This is a genomic window from Blautia sp. DFI.1.216 (assembly GCF_020594215.1).
Lineage (GTDB): Bacteria > Bacillota > Clostridia > Lachnospirales > Lachnospiraceae > Blautia_A > Blautia_A wexlerae.
This window is the reverse complement of record NZ_JAJDML010000041.1, coordinates 15,501-35,280: the sequence shown is the minus strand read 5'-3', so window position 1 is coordinate 35,280 and position 19,780 is coordinate 15,501. Positions and strand designations below refer to the sequence as shown.

The 19,780-nt window shown below is 43.2% G+C and carries 17 protein-coding genes; 16 read left to right on the top strand and 1 reads right to left on the bottom strand.

Annotated features, from left to right (window positions below; translation table 11 throughout):
• The 11 genes from LJE11_RS14225 to thiI all read left to right on the top strand — a co-directional run.
• The coding region (locus LJE11_RS14225) for an ATP-binding protein (RefSeq protein ID WP_227296127.1) at nucleotides 1–1,755 on the top strand (1,755 nt) is incomplete at its 5' end.
• Nucleotides 1,756–1,892: 137 nt separating this feature from the next.
• Nucleotides 1,893–3,881, top strand: a complete 1,989-nt coding sequence (uvrB, locus tag LJE11_RS14220; protein WP_008707386.1) for an excinuclease ABC subunit UvrB — start codon at nucleotides 1,893–1,895, stop codon at nucleotides 3,879–3,881.
• Between the two features lie 647 nt (nucleotides 3,882–4,528).
• Nucleotides 4,529–5,569, top strand: coding sequence for a heat-inducible transcriptional repressor HrcA (gene hrcA, locus LJE11_RS14215; RefSeq protein ID WP_008707388.1), 1,041 nt, complete (start codon nucleotides 4,529–4,531; stop codon nucleotides 5,567–5,569).
• Between the two features lie 17 nt (nucleotides 5,570–5,586).
• Nucleotides 5,587–6,231: a nucleotide exchange factor GrpE gene (grpE, locus tag LJE11_RS14210; RefSeq protein WP_022381213.1), complete on the top strand. Its 645-nt coding sequence runs from the start codon at nucleotides 5,587–5,589 to the stop codon at nucleotides 6,229–6,231.
• A gap of 60 nt (nucleotides 6,232–6,291) precedes the next feature.
• A complete protein-coding gene (dnaK, locus tag LJE11_RS14205) occupies nucleotides 6,292–8,169 on the top strand; it encodes a molecular chaperone DnaK (RefSeq protein ID WP_008707391.1) in 1,878 nt (625 codons plus the stop codon).
• Nucleotides 8,170–8,288: 119 nt separating this feature from the next.
• Nucleotides 8,289–9,476 carry a molecular chaperone DnaJ gene (dnaJ, locus tag LJE11_RS14200; RefSeq protein ID WP_022381214.1) on the top strand — a complete coding sequence of 396 codons (1,188 nt, stop codon included), beginning with the start codon at nucleotides 8,289–8,291 and terminating at the stop codon, nucleotides 9,474–9,476.
• Between the two features lie 131 nt (nucleotides 9,477–9,607).
• A complete protein-coding gene (locus LJE11_RS14195) occupies nucleotides 9,608–10,321 on the top strand; it encodes a phosphatase PAP2 family protein (protein ID WP_227296126.1) in 714 nt (237 codons plus the stop codon).
• Between the two features lie 117 nt (nucleotides 10,322–10,438).
• Nucleotides 10,439–11,392, top strand: a complete 954-nt coding sequence (gene prmA, locus LJE11_RS14190; RefSeq protein WP_008707396.1) for a 50S ribosomal protein L11 methyltransferase — start codon at nucleotides 10,439–10,441, stop codon at nucleotides 11,390–11,392.
• 4 nt (nucleotides 11,393–11,396) lie between these two features.
• Nucleotides 11,397–12,143 carry a 16S rRNA (uracil(1498)-N(3))-methyltransferase gene (locus LJE11_RS14185; protein WP_055052524.1) on the top strand — a complete coding sequence of 249 codons (747 nt, stop codon included), beginning with the start codon at nucleotides 11,397–11,399 and terminating at the stop codon, nucleotides 12,141–12,143.
• A gap of 21 nt (nucleotides 12,144–12,164) precedes the next feature.
• On the top strand, nucleotides 12,165–13,319 hold the full coding sequence (locus tag LJE11_RS14180; protein WP_055052523.1) for a cysteine desulfurase family protein: 1,155 nt from the start codon (nucleotides 12,165–12,167) through the stop codon (nucleotides 13,317–13,319).
• Between the two features lie 185 nt (nucleotides 13,320–13,504).
• The gene (gene thiI / locus LJE11_RS14175; protein ID WP_055052522.1) at nucleotides 13,505–14,686 is read left to right on the top strand and encodes a tRNA uracil 4-sulfurtransferase ThiI; all 1,182 of its coding nucleotides are present in this window, start codon (nucleotides 13,505–13,507) and stop codon (nucleotides 14,684–14,686) included.
• A gap of 115 nt (nucleotides 14,687–14,801) precedes the next feature.
• Here thiI and LJE11_RS14170 read toward each other — a convergent pair whose 3' ends face one another.
• A complete protein-coding gene (locus LJE11_RS14170; RefSeq protein ID WP_008707401.1) occupies nucleotides 14,802–15,038 on the bottom strand; it encodes an HPr family phosphocarrier protein in 237 nt (78 codons plus the stop codon).
• A 317-nt stretch (nucleotides 15,039–15,355) separates the two neighbouring features.
• Between LJE11_RS14170 and mtaB the strand changes: the two genes are divergently transcribed.
• The 5 genes from mtaB to LJE11_RS14145 all read left to right on the top strand — a co-directional run bounded on the left by mtaB (nucleotide 15,356) and on the right by LJE11_RS14145 (nucleotide 19,779).
• Nucleotides 15,356–16,687 (top strand): tRNA (N(6)-L-threonylcarbamoyladenosine(37)-C(2))-methylthiotransferase MtaB, encoded by a 1,332-nt coding sequence (gene mtaB, locus LJE11_RS14165; RefSeq protein WP_128867786.1) that lies wholly within the window; start codon nucleotides 15,356–15,358, stop codon nucleotides 16,685–16,687.
• Nucleotides 16,688–16,900: 213 nt separating this feature from the next.
• Nucleotides 16,901–17,173 (top strand): IreB family regulatory phosphoprotein, encoded by a 273-nt coding sequence (locus tag LJE11_RS14160; protein ID WP_020994102.1) that lies wholly within the window; start codon nucleotides 16,901–16,903, stop codon nucleotides 17,171–17,173.
• A gap of 1 nt (nucleotide 17,174) precedes the next feature.
• Entirely contained in the window at nucleotides 17,175–17,597 is a 423-nt protein-coding gene (ruvX, locus tag LJE11_RS14155; RefSeq protein WP_008707411.1) for a Holliday junction resolvase RuvX, read from the top strand.
• Between the two features lie 12 nt (nucleotides 17,598–17,609).
• Nucleotides 17,610–17,867, top strand: coding sequence for a DUF1292 domain-containing protein (locus tag LJE11_RS14150; protein WP_008707416.1), 258 nt, complete (start codon nucleotides 17,610–17,612; stop codon nucleotides 17,865–17,867).
• Between the two features lie 163 nt (nucleotides 17,868–18,030).
• A complete protein-coding gene (locus LJE11_RS14145; RefSeq protein ID WP_008707417.1) occupies nucleotides 18,031–19,779 on the top strand; it encodes a ribonuclease J in 1,749 nt (582 codons plus the stop codon).
• The last annotated feature ends 1 nt before the right edge of the window (nucleotide 19,780 follow it).

The window sequence follows — 19,780 nt, the reverse complement described above, 5'->3', positions numbered from 1 at the left end:
AAAACATTTGTTGTCAAGGTTCAGTTTTTGGCTACGAGTTTTATTTTCGTAGCAAATACTGTTTTTGAAATTAATGTTGCAGTACTCACCGGTGTTAAGAAGTTTGATGAAAATAAAGAGAATACAGTAGCAGTGAGCAGGAATAACCTGCTGGGGAAGTGGTATATTTCTTTTAATTATCCATTCTGGAAAATAAAGGAATACGACTCATCTGCTGAGGCCGATAAAGCAGTTCAAAGTGGCGAGGCAGACTGCTTTGTTGTGAAGGCAGGACAGTCATTAAAGACACTGGAGGACAGCAAAATGCGCAGTATTTTTCTTACGAAATCCGGCGCTTCCTGCTTTGCGGTCACCAGGGAAAACACAACATTAATGAATATCCTGAACAAAACCATTCAGACTCTGCCTGCTTCCAGACTTTCCAGTCAGTTTTACGTATATGAAAACGCACCGGGCAAGGTTACTCTGGCAGAATACATAAAGGATAATCTGCGGGTAGTTTCCATTTGGTTTGTAAGTGTGGTCTTGATTATTGTATGGATTATAGTTTATCTGCTGATACAAGCGAGAAAAGCCAAGATTCAGGCAGAAAAGGCTAATGCCGCCAAATCAGAGTTCCTTTTCAATATGTCTCACGATATCCGGACACCCATGAATGCCCTGCTGGGATACAGTGAGCTGATAAAAAGGGAACTGACTGATCCGAAACTTCTGGATTATCAGGAGAAGATGGAACAGTCCGGAAATCTGCTTCTGTCTATTATCAATAATGTGCTGGACATGGCCCGGATTGAAAGCGGTAAGGTGGAACTGGATGAAGATTATGTGAAGATCAGAGATATTTATCAGGGAATTTACAAAATTTTCCAGGCGGAAGCGGAGAAAAAATGTATTCACCTTAAGATGGAATATGATGTCAAGCATGAGCACGTAATCTGCGATGAGACGAAGAACAAGGAAATTTTCCTCAATCTGATCAGTAATGCGGTAAAATATACAGCTTCAGGGGGAAGAGTTACCATAAGGATCACAGAGCTTGACTGTGACAGGAAAGACTATGTGCGGATACGGACTCAGGTAATTGATACAGGTATCGGAATGAGCGAAGAATTCCTTCCATCTCTCTTTGAGGCTTTTGCCAGGGAACGAAATACAACAGACGGAAAGATTGCGGGAACAGGTCTGGGAATGCCGATCATAAAGAAGTATATTGATATGATGTACGGAACTATTGAAGTAGAAAGTAAGCAGGGAGAAGGAAGTAAATTTACAGTTACCCTGGAATACAGGATTGCTGATAAGAGCTACTATGAACAGGATACGGAAAAATCTTCAGATGTGGATGAAACAGACAGAATCAGCGGAAAACATATTTTGCTTGCCGAGGATAATGATCTGAATGCGGAAATCGCACAGTTTATCCTGGAGGATATGGGACTTATGGTTGATCGTGTTGAGGATGGAGTTCAGTGTGTGTCAAGGATAGAACAGAAACCGGCAGGCACCTATGACCTGATCCTTATGGATATCCAGATGCCGAACATGGACGGCTACAGGGCAACTGAGATGATCCGCGGACTGTCAGATAAAGACAAAGCCACTATTCCAATCATAGCCATGACAGCCAATGCCTTTGAGGAAGACAGAAAAAAGGCACTGGCAAAAGGAATGAACGGACATATTGCAAAACCTGTTGATGCAGAAAAAGTTGAGAAGACTATTTGTTCGGTTTTAGGCAGCCAGAGTGAACAGTAACGCGACACGTTAAAGTACAGAACAGGTATTCGCTTGCTCTGTACTTTTTTTATATGGGATGATATACTGAAAATATAACCATATTAAACATATTTCAATTTTTGATAAGTGAAATTTGATTAAAACAGGAGAATATTATGGATCATTTTGAATTGCATTCCGAGTACAAGCCAACTGGAGATCAGCCTCAGGCAATTGAACGTCTGGTCAGAGGCTTTAAAGAAGGCAACCAGTTCGAAACTTTACTGGGTGTCACCGGTTCCGGCAAGACATTTACCATGGCGAACGTCATCGCCCAGCTAAACAAACCAACTCTCATCCTCGCCCACAACAAAACTCTCGCGGCGCAGCTTTACGGTGAGATGAAAGAATTCTTCCCTGAGAACGCAGTGGAATATTTTGTCTCCTATTATGACTACTATCAGCCGGAGGCTTATGTCCCGTCTTCAGACACCTATATTGCCAAAGACTCCTCCATCAATGACGAGATTGACAAACTCCGTCTCTCTGCCACAGCCGCAATGTCAGAGCGGAAAGACGTAGTGGTCATTTCCTCCGTTTCCTGTATCTACGGACTGGGTTCCCCTCAGGAATTCTTTGACATGATGATTTCCCTGCGTCCGGGAATGACCAAAGACAGGGATGAGGTAATCCGGGAGCTGATCGACATTCAGTACACCAGAAATGAGATGGACTTCCACCGAAGCACCTTCCGTGTCCGTGGAGATACCCTGGAAATTTTTCCTGCCAACAGCTCCGATACAGCCGTGAGAGTAGAATTTTTCGGAGATGAGATCGACCGTATTTCAGAAATTGATGTACTGACAGGAGAAATCAAATGCCAGCGTTCTCATATCAGTATCTTCCCTGCATCCCACTATGTAGTGCCAGCAGAACAGATCCAGAGAGCAGCTGTAGCAATAGAAGAAGAATTAAAAGAACGTGTAGAGTATTTCAAAAGCGAAGACAAGCTTCTGGAAGCCCAGCGAATCTCAGAACGCACCAATTTCGACATTGAAATGATGAAAGAAACCGGATTCTGTTCAGGAATCGAAAATTATTCCAGACATCTGTCAGGATTAAAGCCCGGACAGCCGCCATACACACTGCTGGACTATTTTGGAGATGACTTCTTACTTATTATAGACGAATCTCATATCACAGTACCTCAGGTAGGAGGAATGTACGCCGGTGACCAGAGCCGGAAGCAGACATTGGTGGACTATGGTTTCCGTCTTCCTTCGGCAAAGGACAACCGTCCTTTAAGCTTCGAAGAATTCGAATCCAAACTGGATCAGGTCATGTTTGTATCTGCCACTCCGGGACAATATGAGTATGATCATGAACTCCTCCGTGCAGAACAGATCATCCGTCCAACCGGACTTCTGGATCCGAAAGTAGAAGTCCGCCCCATTGAAGGCCAGATCGATGATCTGATCGGAGAAGTAAACAAAGAAGTGTCAAAGAAACACAAAATCCTGATTACCACTCTCACCAAACGAATGGCAGAAGACCTGACAGAATATATGAAAGAAGTAGGAATCAGAGTCCGTTACCTCCATTCCGATATCGATACCTTAGAGCGTGCCCGCATTATTCGTGATATGCGTCTGGATGTTTTTGATGTTCTGGTAGGAATCAACCTTCTTCGAGAAGGCCTGGACATCCCGGAGATCACCCTGGTAGCAATCCTGGATGCAGACAAAGAAGGCTTCCTCCGTTCCGAAACCTCTCTCATCCAGACCATCGGACGAGCTGCCCGAAACAGTGAAGGCCATGTAATCATGTACGCAGACAACATGACCGATTCCATGCACAAAGCCATCACCGAAACCAACCGCCGCCGCACCATCCAGGAAGCCTACAACAAAGAACACGGAATTACTCCGACTACTATCAAAAAAGCAGTCCGCGACCTCATCGCCGTATCCAAAGCAGTAGCCGAAACCGAAGTTCGACTCCAGAAAGACCCAGAGTCCATGACCCGTAAAGAACTCACCAAACTCATCGCCCAGGTAGAAAAACAAATGCGCGCCGCAGCCGCAGATCTCAACTTCGAACAGGCCGCCGAACTACGTGATAAAATGATCGACCTGAAAAAGAATCTGGATATTTTAGATAAATAGTGCTATACTGAGTCTTTTTCATCTGTGTAATCGAATTTGAAGACAAGCAAGTGATATAGTTATTCTATAGCAATCCTCTAAAATAATGTATCTTAATCCAGCCCATCAGAGTGTGAAATCCTGCGTCAGATATCTTCCTTGTCTTTCGCACTTTGCTGAACTGTCTTAAATGCATTATTTACAAGGATTGCTATAGAAGAGGCGATTCGCCTCCCAGGCGAGAGCCCCGCCTGTATAATCGTCCTGAACAGCCAGCGGGGAGAAATTATTGATATTGTGTGCATTTGCAGGATGCTTAGAGATACTTAGTCTGCAGAAATCTGCGTTATGAGCCGGCTGCATCACCTGTCTGAGCGGAGTTTGCGACGGAGCGAGTTTGACAAGCCGGCTCATGCCTTTAGCAGATTTCTGCAGACTTAGTATCTCTTAGCGTCCGAAACCGCACACAATATCAATAATTTCTCCCCGCGTCCCCTTTCTATAACATAATCTTAATAACCCCTATTGTTCATAAAATAACAAAAAATTCACAAAATAATATTGACAAACCAAATCAAGAGTGCTATCTTATGAGCATAAGGTGTTAGCACTCCTAAAACATGAGTGCTAACAAACCAAAAACAAAGGCAGTAAAGGAGTGGAACTTCATGGATCAGGAATTAGATGATCGTAAAAAGAAAATACTAAAAGCCATCATCAAAACCTACATGGAAACAGGCGAACCGGTGGGTTCCCGGACCATTTCCAAGTTTGCAGATTTAAATGTAAGCTCTGCCACCATCCGGAATGAGATGTCAGACCTGACAGATATGGGATATATCGTACAGCCCCACACCTCAGCCGGAAGAATTCCTTCTGATAAAGGTTATCGCCTCTACGTAGACGAGCTGATGAAAGAAAAGGAATCAGAGGTTCAGGAAATCAAGGATCTCATGATAGAGAAAACTGACAAACTGGATAAAATGTTGAAGCAGGTAGCAAAGGTACTGGCCTCCAATACCAACTATGCAACAATGATCTCTGTTCCACAGTACAGCGGAAGCAAGATTAAATTCATCCAGCTTTCCCGTGTGACACCCCTTCAGCTTGTGGCAGTAGTAGTGAGTGATAACAATGTCATCCGAAACCAGATCATCAATCTGGATGAGGAGATGGACGATCAGACAATCCTGAAATTAAATCTTCTTCTTAACACCAACTTAAATGGGGTGCCCATTCAGGATATCAACCTGGGAATGATTGCCCGCCTGAAAGAACAGGCAGGTGTACATGGCTCTGTGGTTGGCACAGTCCTTGATGCAGTGGCAGACACCATCCAGGTAGACGAAGACGATATGCAGATATATACTTCAGGAGCAACCAACATTTTCAAGTATCCGGAGCTTGCAGACACAAGCAAAGCGAGCGAGCTGATTTCAGCATTTGAAGAGAAGCAGGATCTGGTAGACCTGGTGAAAGAGAGAATGTCTGATACAGAGAACACAGGAATTCAGGTGTACATTGGTGATGAGATGCCGGTGCAGACCATGAAAGACTGCAGTGTAGTCACAGCCACTTACGAACTTGGAAAAGGAATGCATGGTACCATCGGTATCATCGGTCCCAAGCGTATGGATTATGCAAACGTAGTTGACAGCCTGAAGGCTTTGAAAGTCCAGCTGGACGAACTGATTAAGAAAGAGAGTTAGAAAGGCGGTAATAGAGAGTGTCAGAAGAAACAAAGAACACAGCTCAGGAAGAAGAGACAACAGATACTCCGGTAACAGAAGAAACTGTTGAGAATGAACCTGAAGTTGTAGAGAACGGCGAAGCAGAAACAGAGGAAATCCCGGTAGAGGACGGAGACGAGGAAGCTTCCCAGGATGACAAGAAAGACAGCAAATCAAAAACTTCTTTCTTCGGCAAGAAGAAAAAAGAAAAAGATAAATTTGAACAGCAGATTGAAGAACTTACAGACAGGCTGAAACGAAACATGGCTGAATTCGATAACTTCCGTAAGAGAACGGAGAAAGAGAAATCCAGCATGTATATCATCGGAGCCAAGGACATAGTTGAGAAAATGCTTCCGGTTGTGGATAACTTCGAGAGAGGTCTTGCACAGGCACCTGAAGGAGATTCTTTTGCAGATGGCATGAAGATGATCTATAAACAGCTGATCACCACATTAGATGAGCTGGGCGTGAAACCGATTGAAGCAGTGGGTAAGGAATTTGATCCGAACTTCCACAACGCAGTAATGCATGTGGAGGATGAAGAAGCTGGTGAGAATATTGTGGTAGAAGAATTCCAGAAGGGTTACACCTACAAGGATTTCGTAGTCCGCCACAGTATGGTAAAAGTAGCCAACTAATTTACATGAAAATATAGAATATATCAAATCTAGTTGAAAATAAACAGGAGGAACAAGATTATGGGAAAAATCATTGGTATTGACTTAGGTACAACAAACAGCTGTGTAGCCGTAATGGAAGGCGGACAGCCAACAGTTATCGCTAATACAGAAGGCGCAAGAACAACACCATCAGTTGTCGCTTTCACAAAAACAGGAGAACGTCTTGTAGGTGAACCTGCAAAACGTCAGGCAGTAACAAACGCAGAGAGAACAATCTCTTCCATTAAAAGAGAGATGGGTACTGACTATCGTGTAACAATCGACGACAAGAAATATTCCCCACAGGAAATTTCCGCTATGATTCTTCAGAAACTGAAAAAAGATGCAGAAGGATACCTTGGTGAGAAAGTTACAGAAGCAGTTATCACAGTTCCTGCATATTTCAATGATGCTCAGCGTCAGGCAACAAAAGATGCTGGTAAAATCGCAGGTCTTGATGTAAAACGTATCATCAACGAGCCAACAGCAGCAGCTCTTGCATATGGCCTTGACAATGAAAAAGAACAGAAGATCATGGTATACGATTTAGGTGGCGGTACATTCGATGTATCTGTAATCGAAATCGGTGACGGCGTTATCGAAGTACTTTCCACAGCAGGTAACAACCGTCTTGGTGGTGATGACTTCGACCAGAAAGTTACAGATTACATGCTTGCAGAGTTTAAGAAAGCAGAAGGCGTAGACTTAAGCAATGATAAGATGGCACTTCAGAGATTAAAAGAAGCTGCAGAGAAAGCAAAGAAAGAGCTTTCTTCCGCAACAACTACAAACATCAATCTGCCATTCATCACAGCTACAGCAGAAGGCCCGAAACACTTCGATATGAACCTTACAAGAGCTAAATTCGATGAATTAACACATGACTTAGTAGAAATGACAGCAGAACCGGTACGTCGTGCACTTTCAGATGCAGGTATCACAGCATCTGAACTTGGCCAGGTACTTCTGGTTGGTGGATCTTCCCGTATCCCGGCTGTTCAGGATAAAGTAAGACAGTTAACAGGCAAAGAGCCAAGCAAGAACCTGAACCCGGATGAGTGTGTAGCACTTGGTGCTTCTATCCAGGGTGGTAAACTTGCAGGTGATGCAGGTGCAGGTGATATCCTTCTTCTGGATGTTACTCCACTGTCACTGTCCATCGAGACAATGGGTGGTATTGCAACAAGACTGATTGAGAGAAATACTACAATTCCTACAAGAAAGAGCCAGATTTTCTCAACAGCAGCAGACAACCAGACAGCAGTAGATATCAACGTTGTACAGGGTGAGCGTCAGTTTGCAAAAGACAACAAATCCCTTGGTCAGTTCCGTCTGGACGGAATCCCGCCAGCACGTCGTGGTGTTCCGCAGATTGAAGTTACATTTGATATCGATGCAAACGGTATCGTAAATGTATCTGCTAAGGATCTTGGAACAGGTAAAGAACAGCACATCACAATCACAGCTGGTTCTAACATGTCTGATTCCGATATCGACAAGGCAGTAAAAGAAGCTGCTGAGTTTGAAGCACAGGATAAGAAACGTAAAGAAGCAATCGATACAAGAAACAATGCTGATTCCATGGTATTCCAGGTTGAGAATGCACTGAAAGAAGCCGGAGACAAGATCGATGCTAATGATAAAGCTGCTGTAGAAGCAGACCTGAACGCACTGAAAGATTTACTGTCTCAGACTGCAAATGCAGAAGAGATGACAGATTCTCAGGTAGCAGATATCAAAGCTGCTCAGGAGAAGATGATGGAAAGTGCTCAGAAGCTTTTCGCTAAAATGTATGAGCAGACACAGCAGGCAGGCGGCCAGGCAGGACCGGACATGAATATGGGCGGCGGTGCAGCAGGCAGCACAGATGCAGGAAACAACGATGATGTTGTAGATGCTGATTACAAAGAAGTATAATGTGACATTTCTGTAAAAGCAGAGATTTGCAACGGAAATATCAATAATAACTGTTCAGTGGGAGAGTCTCTCTCACTGAATAGTTGTGTTATAAATAAAACGGGTATAGGATTAAAATCATGGCTGATAAGAGAGATTATTATGAAGTCTTAGGCGTGGACAAAAGCGCCGATGACGCAACACTTAAAAAAGCATATCGTAAGCTGGCCAAGAAGTATCACCCGGATGTAAATCCAGGAGATAAAGAGGCTGAGGCGAAATTTAAAGAGGCAACAGAGGCTTACACCATCTTAAGCGATCCGGAGAAGAGAAAACAGTATGACCAGTTTGGCCATGCGGCTTTTGAAAACGGTGGCGGAGGTGCCGGCGGCGGCTTCGGAGGTTTTGATTTTAACGGTGCTGATATGGGTGATATCTTCGGCGATATTTTCGGCGATTTATTTGGCGGCGGCAGCAGAAGCAGACGTGCCAATAATGGTCCGATGAAGGGAGCTAATCTCCGCGCACGCGTAAATATTACTTTTGAAGAAGCTGTCTTTGGCTGTGAGAAGGAACTGGAGATCGTACTGAAAGACGAGTGCACCACCTGTCATGGAACAGGTGCGAAGCCGGGTACTTCACCGGTAACCTGTCCGAAATGTCATGGAGAAGGTCAGGTTGTTTATACACAGCAGTCCATGTTTGGAATGGTGCGTAATGTACAGACTTGTCCGGATTGTCATGGATCAGGTAAGATCATCAAGGATAAATGTACTTCCTGCCGCGGAACCGGATATACATCTTCAAGAAAGAAGATTCAGGTATCTGTACCTGCAGGTATTGACAATGGTCAGAGCATCCGCATCCGTGAGAAGGGTGAACCGGGTACAAACGGAGGCCCGAGAGGCGATCTGCTTGTAGAAGTAAATGTTGCACGTCATCCGATCTTCCAGAGACAGGATATGAATATCTTCTCTACTGCGCCTCTTACATACGCGCAGGCAGCACTGGGCGGTACTGTACGTATCAACACAGTGGATGGAGAGGTTGAATATGAAGTGAAACCCGGAACTCAGACAGACACAAGGATCCGTCTGAAGGGAAAAGGTGTACCGTCTCTGAGAAATAAGAATGTACGTGGCGATCATTATGTGACTTTCGTTGTGCAGGTTCCTACAAACCTCAACGAAGAAGCAAAAGAAGCACTGCGCAAATTCGATGAGGCGTGTGGTAACCGTCCGAAATCAAAAGATTCTGATGATTTTGAAAAACCGGAAAAGAAGAAAAAGAGTTTCATGGATAAATTAAAAGAGACTTTTGAGGATTAATTATAAAAGAAAATTAAAGAAAAGAGGTTTACCCTCTTTTCTTTTTTTGTATAGTCGTGTATATTGAAGAGTAACGGTAAAAATCAGATGAACAGACAGGAATAAAAGTTTCCTGAGAAATGGAGAGATATTTGACAAAAACAGAGAAGATCGCAGCTTTTCGGGAGAAGTATCTCCCTGTATGGGTAATTTTGCCGCTGATAAGCATTTTTGTATTAAACTGTCTTATTTACTGGGGAAGCGGAGTACTGACAGCAGACAGATATCATTTTGATTTTACCATGTCACTGGACAGGGCAGTGCCGTTAATACCACAGTTTATCTGGATTTATATTCTGGCATTTCCTTTTTGGGCTGTGAATTATATTCTGGCTGCACAGAGAGGAAAAGATGGATTTTATCGGTTTGTGGCAACTGATCTGACTGTTCATATTACATGTTTTATTATTTTTCTGGTTTTGCCAACTACCAATGTCAGACCTGAGATTGCAGGAACTACATGGTCCCAGCAGATGCTTAAGTTTGTTTATCTCATGGATGGTGGAAACAGTCCGTCTAACTTATTTCCGTCAATCCATTGTTATGTAAGCTGGCTGAGCTGGCGCGGAGTCAGTAAATCAGAGAATATTCCAAAATGGTATCAGCATTTTTCACTGACTTTTGCAATACTGATCATTATTTCTACCCAGGTGCTTAAACAGCATTATCTGGTGGATGCCATTGCCGGAGTTGCACTGGTAGAACTGGCGTGGAGATTTTACAGCAAAGGAAACCGCCACGAGATATTCAGACATTTTTTTGAAAAAATAAGTGAAGCATGCAGTCGGTGGGTAAATAAGAATTGACTGGATGTGGTGAGATGCTGCATTATGGGAATAGCTGCAGAGTAACAGAGAATGGGCCAGACATATTTTTGGATGATAATAGTTAATTATATAACATAAAGAAATGGAGACAATTACATGAAGTGGAACCGTTTTACAGTAAAAACGAAAACAGAAGCAGAAGATATCGTTATCAGCACACTTGCAGAAGTCGGCATTGAAGGCGTGGAAATTCAGGACAAACAGCCTCTGACTGAGGAAGACAAGGCTCAGATGTTTGTAGATATTATGCCGGAAGGACCTGCAGATGACGGCGTTGCCTATCTGAATTTTTATCTGGAAGAAGATGCAGACAAAGAAGCAATCCTGAAAGATGTTCGTGAAGCATTAGATGACCTGAAGAATTTTATGGACATCGGGGAAGCTACCATTGAAGAATCTCAGACAGAGGACAAGGACTGGATTAATAACTGGAAACAGTATTTCCACCAGTTCTATGTAGATGATATCCTTATCGTACCGTCATGGGAAGAAGTAAAAGCAGAGGATAAAGACAAGATGATCCTCCACATTGATCCGGGTACAGCCTTCGGTACAGGTATGCATGAGACTACTCAGCTTGTGATTCGCCAGTTAAAGAAATATGTAACACCGGATACAGAGATGCTTGACGTAGGAACCGGAAGCGGTATCCTTGGTATCGTTGCCCTGAAACTTGGTGCGAAACATGTACTGGGAACAGACCTTGATCCATGTGCAGTTCCTGCAGTTGCAGAGAATAAAGAAGCAAACCAGATCGTGGATGAAACTTTTGATATGGTGATCGGAAACATCATTGACGATAAAGCGATTCAGGATCAGGCAGGATATGAAAAATATGATATCGTAACAGCAAATATCCTTGCAGATGTTCTGATCCCTCTGACACCGGTAATTGTAAACCAGATGAAAAAAGGCGCTTACTACATTACTTCCGGTATTCTTGATGTGAAAGAAGAAGTTGTAGTGGAGGCAGTAAAAGCAGCAGGCCTGACGGTCGTAGAAGTGACACATCAAGGCGAGTGGGTTTCCGTAACAGCAAGAAAGGACTGATCCTATGCAGCGTTTTTTCGTGGAGCCTTATCAGATTGAGGAAGAGGCACACCGTATCCACATCAATGGGACGGATGTAAATCATATTAAAAACGTTCTCCGCATGAAATGTGGGGAGGATGTGTGGATCAGTGACGGAGGAGATAAAGAATACCACTGCCAGATTGAAGAACTGGGAGAGGATGAGGTTCTGCTGCATATCCTCTATGCACAGGAGCCGGAATATGAGCTGCCAAATAAAATTTATCTTTTCCAGGGACTGCCGAAAGCAGACAAGATGGAACTGATCATCCAGAAAGCAGTAGAGTTGGGAGCTTTTTCTATAATCCCGGTAGAGACAAAGCGATGTGTGGTGAAACTGGATGTTAAGAAGGCAGCAAAGAAGGTGGTTCGCTGGCAGCAGATCGCAGAGAGTGCAGCAAAGCAGTCCAAGCGAATGCTGATCCCGGAGATTCATGAAGTAATGACCTACAAACAGGCACTGGAATTTGCGAAACAGTTAGATGTAAAACTGATCCCGTACGAACTTGCCAAAGGAATGAAAGAAACCAGAGAAATCCTCAGCGAGATTAAGCCTGGACAGTCTGTCGGTATCTTTATCGGACCGGAGGGTGGATTCGAGGAAGAAGAGGTAGCAAAGGCACTGGAAGCAGGTGCCCATGCGATTACACTTGGAAGACGAATCCTCAGAACTGAGACAGCAGGACTTGCGATTCTTTCAGTTCTGATGTTCCAGTTGGAAAATGAATAATAGAAACAAGAGAGAACAAAAATGGAAGCATATTTTGATAATTCAGCCACGACCCGCTGCTTTGAAGAAGTAAAGGACATCGTGGTAAAAACAATGATGGAAGATTTCGGAAACCCATCTGCCATGCATCAGAAAGGTGTAGACGCAGAAGGGTATGTCAAAGAATCTGCCAGAACTTTGGCACAGATACTGAAAGTAACAGAAAAAGAAATCCTGTTCACTTCCGGCGGAACAGAGTCAAACAACCTGGCTCTGATCGGTGGTGCGCTTGCCAACAAACGAAGCGGTAATCACATTATCACAACTGCAGTAGAGCATGCTGCAGTCAGCCAGCCGGTAGCTTTTCTGCAGGAACAGGGATTTGAAGTGACCATTCTTCCTGTAGACGGGCATGGAGTAGTAAAACTTGACGCATTGGAGAAAGCATTAAGGCCGGATACCATTCTCGTATCTACAATGATGGTAAATAATGAGACCGGTGCGGTTATGCCTGTAGAGAAAATCGGTGCCATGATCCAGGAAAAGTGTCCGAAGGCGCTGTATCATGTAGATGCGATCCAGGCATTCGGCAAATATCGTATTTATCCGAAGAAATGGAATATCCATCTTCTGTCTGTCAGCTCACATAAGATCCATGGACCAAAAGGAGTTGGATTCCTGTACATCAACAGCAAGGCAAAAGTGCAGCCTCTGATTCTCGGCGGCGGCCAGCAGAATGGCATGCGTTCCGGAACAGACAATGTACCGGGAATCGCAGGACTTGGTGTTGCAGCGAAGATGATGTACCAGAACTTTGACGAGAAAGTAGAGCATCTTTACCAGCTCAAAGAACGCATGGCAGAAGGACTTTCTAAGATTGACGATGTAGTAATCAACGGAATGCCTGTCAGAGAAGGCGCACCGCATATCTTAAGCGTCAGCTTTCTGGGAATCAGAAGCGAGGTATTGCTTCACACATTAGAGGATAGAAATATTTATGTATCAGCAGGAAGCGCATGCTCCAGTCACAAGAGAAAACCAAGTGCAACACTTTCAGCAATGGGAATGAGCAATGCACAGATCGAGAACACTGTACGTATCAGCTTCTCAGAGGAGAATACATTCGAAGAAGTTGACTACTGCCTGGAAGTTCTGAATGAAGTACTGCCGATGCTGAAACGCTATGCACGCAGATAACAAATAATAGTTATAAGTGATATTTGGAATGGAACCTGAGATAAGCTCAGGAATATTTGAAAAGGTTGTTAATAGCATTTATATGAATTCTATTTGAAAATTACAGATATTAAATCCAGAAAAATATTAATTCTAATATTATATAAAACAATTTATTATAAGCAAAATAAGAGAAGGAGAAACAAATGATATTCCACGCATTTTTAATAAAATACGCAGAAATCGCCATCAAGGGCAAGAACAGATACATCTTCGAAGATGCCCTTGTAAAGCAGATGAACATCGCCCTTTCCAAAGTAGAAGGTGAGTTTGAAGTAAAGAAAGAACAGGGAAGAATCTATGTATTCTGCCCGGAGCAGTATGACTATGATGAAACTGTAGAAGCCTTGCAGCATGTATTCGGTATTGTTGGAATCTGCCCTGTAGTGATCTACGAAGATCAGGGATTCGAGCAGATGGCAAAGGACGTAGTTTCCTACATGAAGAACTGCCATCCGAACTACGACGGAAGTTTCAAAGTATATACAAGAAGAGCAAAGAAATCTTATCCGATCACATCCATGGAAGTTAGTGCAGAACTCGGCGGTCGTATCCTGGATGAGTTTCCGGATGCAAGCGTAGATGTACATGAACCGGACCTGACTCTTTCCGTAGAAATCCGAGACAAGATCTATGTATATTCCCAGACCATCAAAGGCGCAGGCGGAATGCCAATCGGCACAAACGGAAAAGCTATGCTTCTCCTTTCTGGCGGAATCGACAGCCCGGTAGCAGGTTACATGATCGCAAAACGTGGTGTTAAGATTGACGCTGTATATTTCCACGCTCCGCCATACACAAGCGAAAGAGCAAAACAGAAAGTTGTAGACCTGGCAAAACAGGTAGCAAAATACAGTGGACCGATTCGCCTCCATGTGGTAAACTTCACAGATATCCAGCTCTATATTTACGACCAGTGTCCGCACGATGAGCTGACTATCATTATGCGTCGTTACATGATGCGTATTGCAGAGCATTTCGCAAAAGAAAGCAGATGTCTCGGTCTGATCACTGGAGAAAGCATCGGTCAGGTTGCCAGCCAGACCCTGCAGAGCCTTGCAGCAACAAACGAAGTCTGCACACTCCCTGTATACCGTCCGGTTATCGGATTCGACAAACAGGAAATCGTAGAAAGATCCTGGGAAATCGGAACCTATGAAACATCCATTCAGCCATTCGAAGACTGTTGTACTATTTTCGTGGCAAAACATCCGGTTACCAAACCAAACCTGAACGTGATCCACCGTTCTGAAACAAAACTGGAAGAAAAAATTGACGAACTCATGAAGACAGCGCTGGAGACTGTTGAGATTATTGAGATTGATTAATATCGATTACAAACATTCGGAATCTGCTGACGCTACTTCCTTATGTTTGAACTTGAAACTCTGGTATACAAAAAAAGAGGAACTGGTAAACAGTTCCTCAATGACTGCGAAAAAATTATTCTGTAACGTATTTGCCTACGATTGCCATAACGGTATCAAGAGCAGCGCCATCAGCGTGGATGTTTAAATCGATTGGTTTGGATAAATCAAGGCTGAAAATACCCATGATAGATTTTGCGTCGATTACATATCTTCCGGATACTAAATCGAAATCGCAGTCGAATTTGCTGATTTCATTAACGAACGCTTTCACTTTATCGATAGAGTTCAGTGAAATTTTAACTGTTTTCATTATGAGAACCTCCCTTAATAATAGTTATTTGCTGACCTGATTGTCTGTCAGCTTACAGTTTTCATCTTAACGGCAGAGACCATAAAAGTCAAGGTGAAAACGGATAAAATTTCCAGAAAGATTTAGTGAAAATGTAGAACAGTGCTAAAATATCAGACTGTTTTGTAGAAAATGAACAATAACTAGAGCGAAAACAAAATCTATTCTGTAAGCATATAAGTTTTCGAAATGTCAGCATGTATACAAAGTCCAGACTACAGAAAATGAGTATGCAGGTATAGAATTATAAAAACAGAAAAATCAATTAGGAGGAAAGAATGGGAAAAAAAGTTGCACTTCACAACTTAGGATGTAAAGTAAACGCCTATGAAGTAGAAGCCATGCAGCAGCTTCTGGAAGAAGCGGGCTACGAGATCGTACCTTTTGAACCGGGGGCTGATGTATATTTAATCAATACCTGTACAGTAACCAACATTGCAGACCGTAAATCCAGACAGATGCTGCACAAAGCAAAGAAAATGAACCCGGATGCTATCGTGATCGCAGCCGGATGTTATGTACAGACAGATGAAGGGAAACTGGATAAAGATGAGGCTGTAGACCTGATCCTTGGAAACAATCAGAAGGGAAATATTGTCCAGGTACTCGAGGAATATGAGCAACAGCACACCAAACAGAAACATGTGCTCAAGATCAACCAGACAAAAGAATATGAAGAACTGGCAATTGATCATACAGCAGAGCATGTACGCGCATATATCAAAGTTCAGGACGGCTGTAATCAATTCTGTACTTACTGTATCATTCCTTATGCAAGAGGTCGTGTCAGAAGCCGTAAGATCGCACATGTAATGGATGAGGTTCATGCACTTGCAGTAAAAGGATACAAGGAAGTCGTTCTGACAGGAATTCATTTAAGCTCTTATGGTGTAGATTTCCCGGCAGAAGAGAAAGAAACACTGCTTTCCCTGATCCGGGCAGTACATGAGGTAGAAGGAATCGAACGAATCCGTCTGGGCTCCCTGGAACCGGGAATCATCACGGAAGAATTTGTGCAGAGCATTGCCGCATTGCCGAAAATGTGTCCGCATTTCCATCTGTCCCTGCAGAGCGGATGTGATACCACACTGGAGCGAATGAATCGCAGATACAGAAGCGCAGAATATGCAGAGAAATGCGGGCTTCTGAGAAAATATCTGGGAAATCCTGCACTTACCACAGATGTGATCGTTGGTTTTCCGATGGAAACAGAAGAAGATTTTCAGGATTCCTATGATTTCGTAGAGAGCATTCATTTTTATGAAACTCATATTTTCAAATATTCCCGCCGCCATGGAACAAAGGCTGCAGCCATGTCCGGACAGCTCACTGAAGCACAGAAAGCGGTCAGAAGTGACAAGATGCTTGCTTTAAATGAACAGCATGCGAAAGAATATGAAAAATCCATGCTCGGCGGTGAACTGAAAGTACTTCTTGAGGAAGAAGTAGAGATTAACGGAGAGCAGTGGTATATCGGCCACAGTATGGAATATATTAAAACAGCAGTGAAAAAACAGGACAACTACAGTGTGAATGACATCATTACTGTAAAAGCTGAAGAATTCCTGGAAGAACATACATTAACAGGTGAGGTTCTGGGAGTAGAATAGTTACAGTTCACTTCATTCTCAGCGGAATAGTGGTGTGTGAACAGTAACAACAGTAACGAATAATCATCAATAAATTTGCGGTTGCACAATACGTGAAATTATATTAAAATATAGAAGAAAATATGTGTATTGTATACGAAATTTGCAATACATAGCAAAGCAGAATTACTAAGAAGGCTTTGCGACAATAAATCAGGTAAGGACGTGAATAAAATGGCAGAGAACAATCTGGGTAATACCCAATATTTCAGAACAAAACCAGACCAGGAACTTCAGGTAAAAGAAGTCCTGGATCTCGTTTACACAGCAATGGATGAGAAAGGATACAATCCGGTCAATCAGATCGTTGGATATATTATGTCCGGAGATCCTACTTACATCACCAGTCATAAGGGCGCAAGAAGCATGATCATGAAGGTAGAGCGCGACGAACTGGTAGAGGAACTTTTAAACGAGTATATTAAGAACAAATCCTGGGAACGCTGATATGAGGGTTCTGGGATTAGATTATGGATCAAAAACAGTCGGTGTAGCTATCAGTGATCCGTTGGGGATCACCGCTCAGGGTGTAGAGACGATCTGGCGTAAACAGGAGAACCACCTGCGCCAGACACTTGCCCGTATTGAAGAACTTGTTTCGGAATATCACGTGGAGAAGATCGTGCTTGGATATCCGAAGAACATGAACAATACGATTGGAGAACGTGCCCAAAAATCACTGGAATTTAAAGAAATGCTGGAGAGACGTACAGGTCTTGAAGTGATCATGTGGGACGAGCGTCTGACAACAGTAGAAGCCAATCGTACTTTAATGGAAGCCAGTGTGCGCAGAGAGAACCGCAAGCAGTATCTGGATCAGCTGGCTGCTGTTTTTATTTTGCAGGGATATCTGGATTCCCTGTCCTGTTAGGAGATTAATAAGATGGAGAAAATTAAATTTCAGCTTGAGGACGGAACAGAAGCGGAGTTTTATGTAGAGGAGCAGACCAGGATCGGAGGAGTTGCATATCTTCTGGTATCTGATTCTCAGGATGATGAGGCGACAGCCTATATTTTTAAAGACGTGTCAGAGGATGACAGTCAGGAAGCCTGCTATGAAATGGTCGAGGACGAGGATGAGATGCAGGCTGTTTTTAAAGTATTTGAACAAATGTTAGATGACGTAGACCTTGAAATGTAGCATGGAGGTGTAGTACTTGAGTAACGAAAATAACAACCAGTTTAATAATGAAGCGCGTGAAAATCATGACGGACAGTTCGGACATGGTCAGAAGAGGCCATACAACAGACCGAAGAATTATAAATATAAACCACAGCACAGAAACTCTTATGGAAGAAAACCAATGCAGGACCGCAAGGCTCCGGCAGATAAAGAGAAGAACGGAATACAGGTACCATTTAAGGCTGCGATAAAGAATTCTTCCCGCAGACCGAAGAAACCAACATCTAAATTAAAGATCATTCCTCTGGGTGGTCTGGAACAGATTGGAATGAATATCACAGCATTTGAATATGAAGACAGCATTGTTGTGGTAGACTGCGGTCTTGCTTTCCCGGAAGATGATATGCTCGGAATTGACCTTGTCATTCCGGATGTCACCTATTTAAAAGAGAATATTTCCAAAGTAAAAGGCTTTGTGATCACTCATGGACATGAGGACCATATCGGTGCGCTGCCGTATGTACTCAAAGATGTAAATGTCCCTGTTTATTCCACGAAGCTGACCATTGCCCTTATTGCAAATAAGCTGAAAGAGCATAATATGACCAATACTACCAAGTTAAAGGAAGTAAGGCATGGACAGGTCATTAATCTTGGTGATTTTTCAATTGAATTTATCAAGACAAACCATAGTATCCAGGATGCATCTGCACTTGCAATCTATTCTCCGGCAGGCATCGTAGTGCATACCGGCGACTTTAAAGTAGATTATACTCCTGTATTCGGAGATGCCATTGATCTGCAGCGTTTTGCAGAGATTGGAAGAAAGGGAGTACTGGCACTGATGTGTGACAGTACTAATGCAGAGAGAACCGGATTTACCATGTCTGAACGTTCTGTGGGACATGTGTTTGATAATCTTTTCAATGAATATAAGACAAACAGAATCATTATTGCCACTTTTGCATCCAATGTAGACCGCGTACAGCAGATCATTAACACAGCTTATCGTTTCGGACGCAAGGTTGCAGTAGAGGGCCGCAGTATGGTAAATGTTATCACAACTGCAGCAGAGCTTGGATACCTTCGCATTCCGGATCAGACTCTGATTGAGATCGATCAGGTTAAGAATTACCCGGATGAACAGGTAGTGCTAATCACAACAGGAAGCCAGGGTGAATCCATGGCAGCTCTTTCCCGTATGGCTGCAAACATCCATAAGAAAATAGTGATCAAACCGAATGATACTATTATTTTCAGTTCCAATCCGATTCCGGGAAATGAGAAAGCGGTATCCAAGGTTATCAATGAGCTTTCCATGAAGGGTGCGAAGGTTATTTTCCAGGATGTCCATGTTTCCGGACATGCCTGCCAGGAAGAAATCAAGCTGATCTATTCTCTGGTAAAACCGAAATATGCAATCCCTGTTCATGGTGAATACAGACATCTGACCGCACAGAAAAATGTAGTTGAGGAACTTGGAATCCCCAAAGAGAATATCTTTGTCCTTGCATCCGGAAATATTCTGGAGCTTGACAGCCAGAGTGCACAAGTAACAGGCACTGTACACACAGGAGCAATCCTGGTAGACGGACTTGGTGTAGGAGATGTAGGAAATATCGTTCTTCGTGACCGTCAGCATCTTGCAGAAGATGGAATTATGATCGTTGTGGTTACGTTGGAACGCCACAGCAATGTGATTCTTGCAGGACCGGATATTGTTTCCAGAGGCTTCGTATATGTGAGGGAATCTGAGGATTTGATGGATGGTGCAAGAGAAGTGGTAGAGAATGCACTGGATTCCTGTCTGGAACGTAATATTACGGACTGGGGCAAGATTAAGACAGTTGTGAAGGATGCGCTCAGTGAATTTTTATGGAAACGTACCAAGAGAAGTCCTATGATCCTGCCTATTATCATGGAGGCATAAA

What these genes read in the sequence shown, in the direction of transcription:
- prmA (WP_008707396.1), top strand. Translation starts at nt 10,439, where the DNA reads ATGAAGTGGAACCGTTTTACAGTAAAAACGAAAACAGAAGCAGAAGAT.
- LJE11_RS14145 (WP_008707417.1), top strand. Translation starts at nt 18,031, where the DNA reads ATGCAGGACCGCAAGGCTCCGGCAGATAAAGAGAAGAACGGAATACAG.
- LJE11_RS14180 (WP_055052523.1), top strand. Translation starts at nt 12,165, where the DNA reads ATGGAAGCATATTTTGATAATTCAGCCACGACCCGCTGCTTTGAAGAA.
- dnaJ (WP_022381214.1), top strand. Translation starts at nt 8,289, where the DNA reads ATGGCTGATAAGAGAGATTATTATGAAGTCTTAGGCGTGGACAAAAGC.
- LJE11_RS14160 (WP_020994102.1), top strand. Translation starts at nt 16,901, where the DNA reads ATGGCAGAGAACAATCTGGGTAATACCCAATATTTCAGAACAAAACCA.
- LJE11_RS14150 (WP_008707416.1), top strand. Translation starts at nt 17,610, where the DNA reads ATGGAGAAAATTAAATTTCAGCTTGAGGACGGAACAGAAGCGGAGTTT.
- mtaB (WP_128867786.1), top strand. Translation starts at nt 15,356, where the DNA reads ATGGGAAAAAAAGTTGCACTTCACAACTTAGGATGTAAAGTAAACGCC.
- dnaK (WP_008707391.1), top strand. Translation starts at nt 6,292, where the DNA reads ATGGGAAAAATCATTGGTATTGACTTAGGTACAACAAACAGCTGTGTA.
- uvrB (WP_008707386.1), top strand. Translation starts at nt 1,893, where the DNA reads ATGGATCATTTTGAATTGCATTCCGAGTACAAGCCAACTGGAGATCAG.
- hrcA (WP_008707388.1), top strand. Translation starts at nt 4,529, where the DNA reads ATGGATCAGGAATTAGATGATCGTAAAAAGAAAATACTAAAAGCCATC.
- LJE11_RS14185 (WP_055052524.1), top strand. Translation starts at nt 11,397, where the DNA reads ATGCAGCGTTTTTTCGTGGAGCCTTATCAGATTGAGGAAGAGGCACAC.
- LJE11_RS14170 (WP_008707401.1), bottom strand. Translation starts at nt 15,038, where the DNA reads ATGAAAACAGTTAAAATTTCACTGAACTCTATCGATAAAGTGAAAGCG.
- thiI (WP_055052522.1), top strand. Translation starts at nt 13,505, where the DNA reads ATGATATTCCACGCATTTTTAATAAAATACGCAGAAATCGCCATCAAG.
- ruvX (WP_008707411.1), top strand. Translation starts at nt 17,175, where the DNA reads ATGAGGGTTCTGGGATTAGATTATGGATCAAAAACAGTCGGTGTAGCT.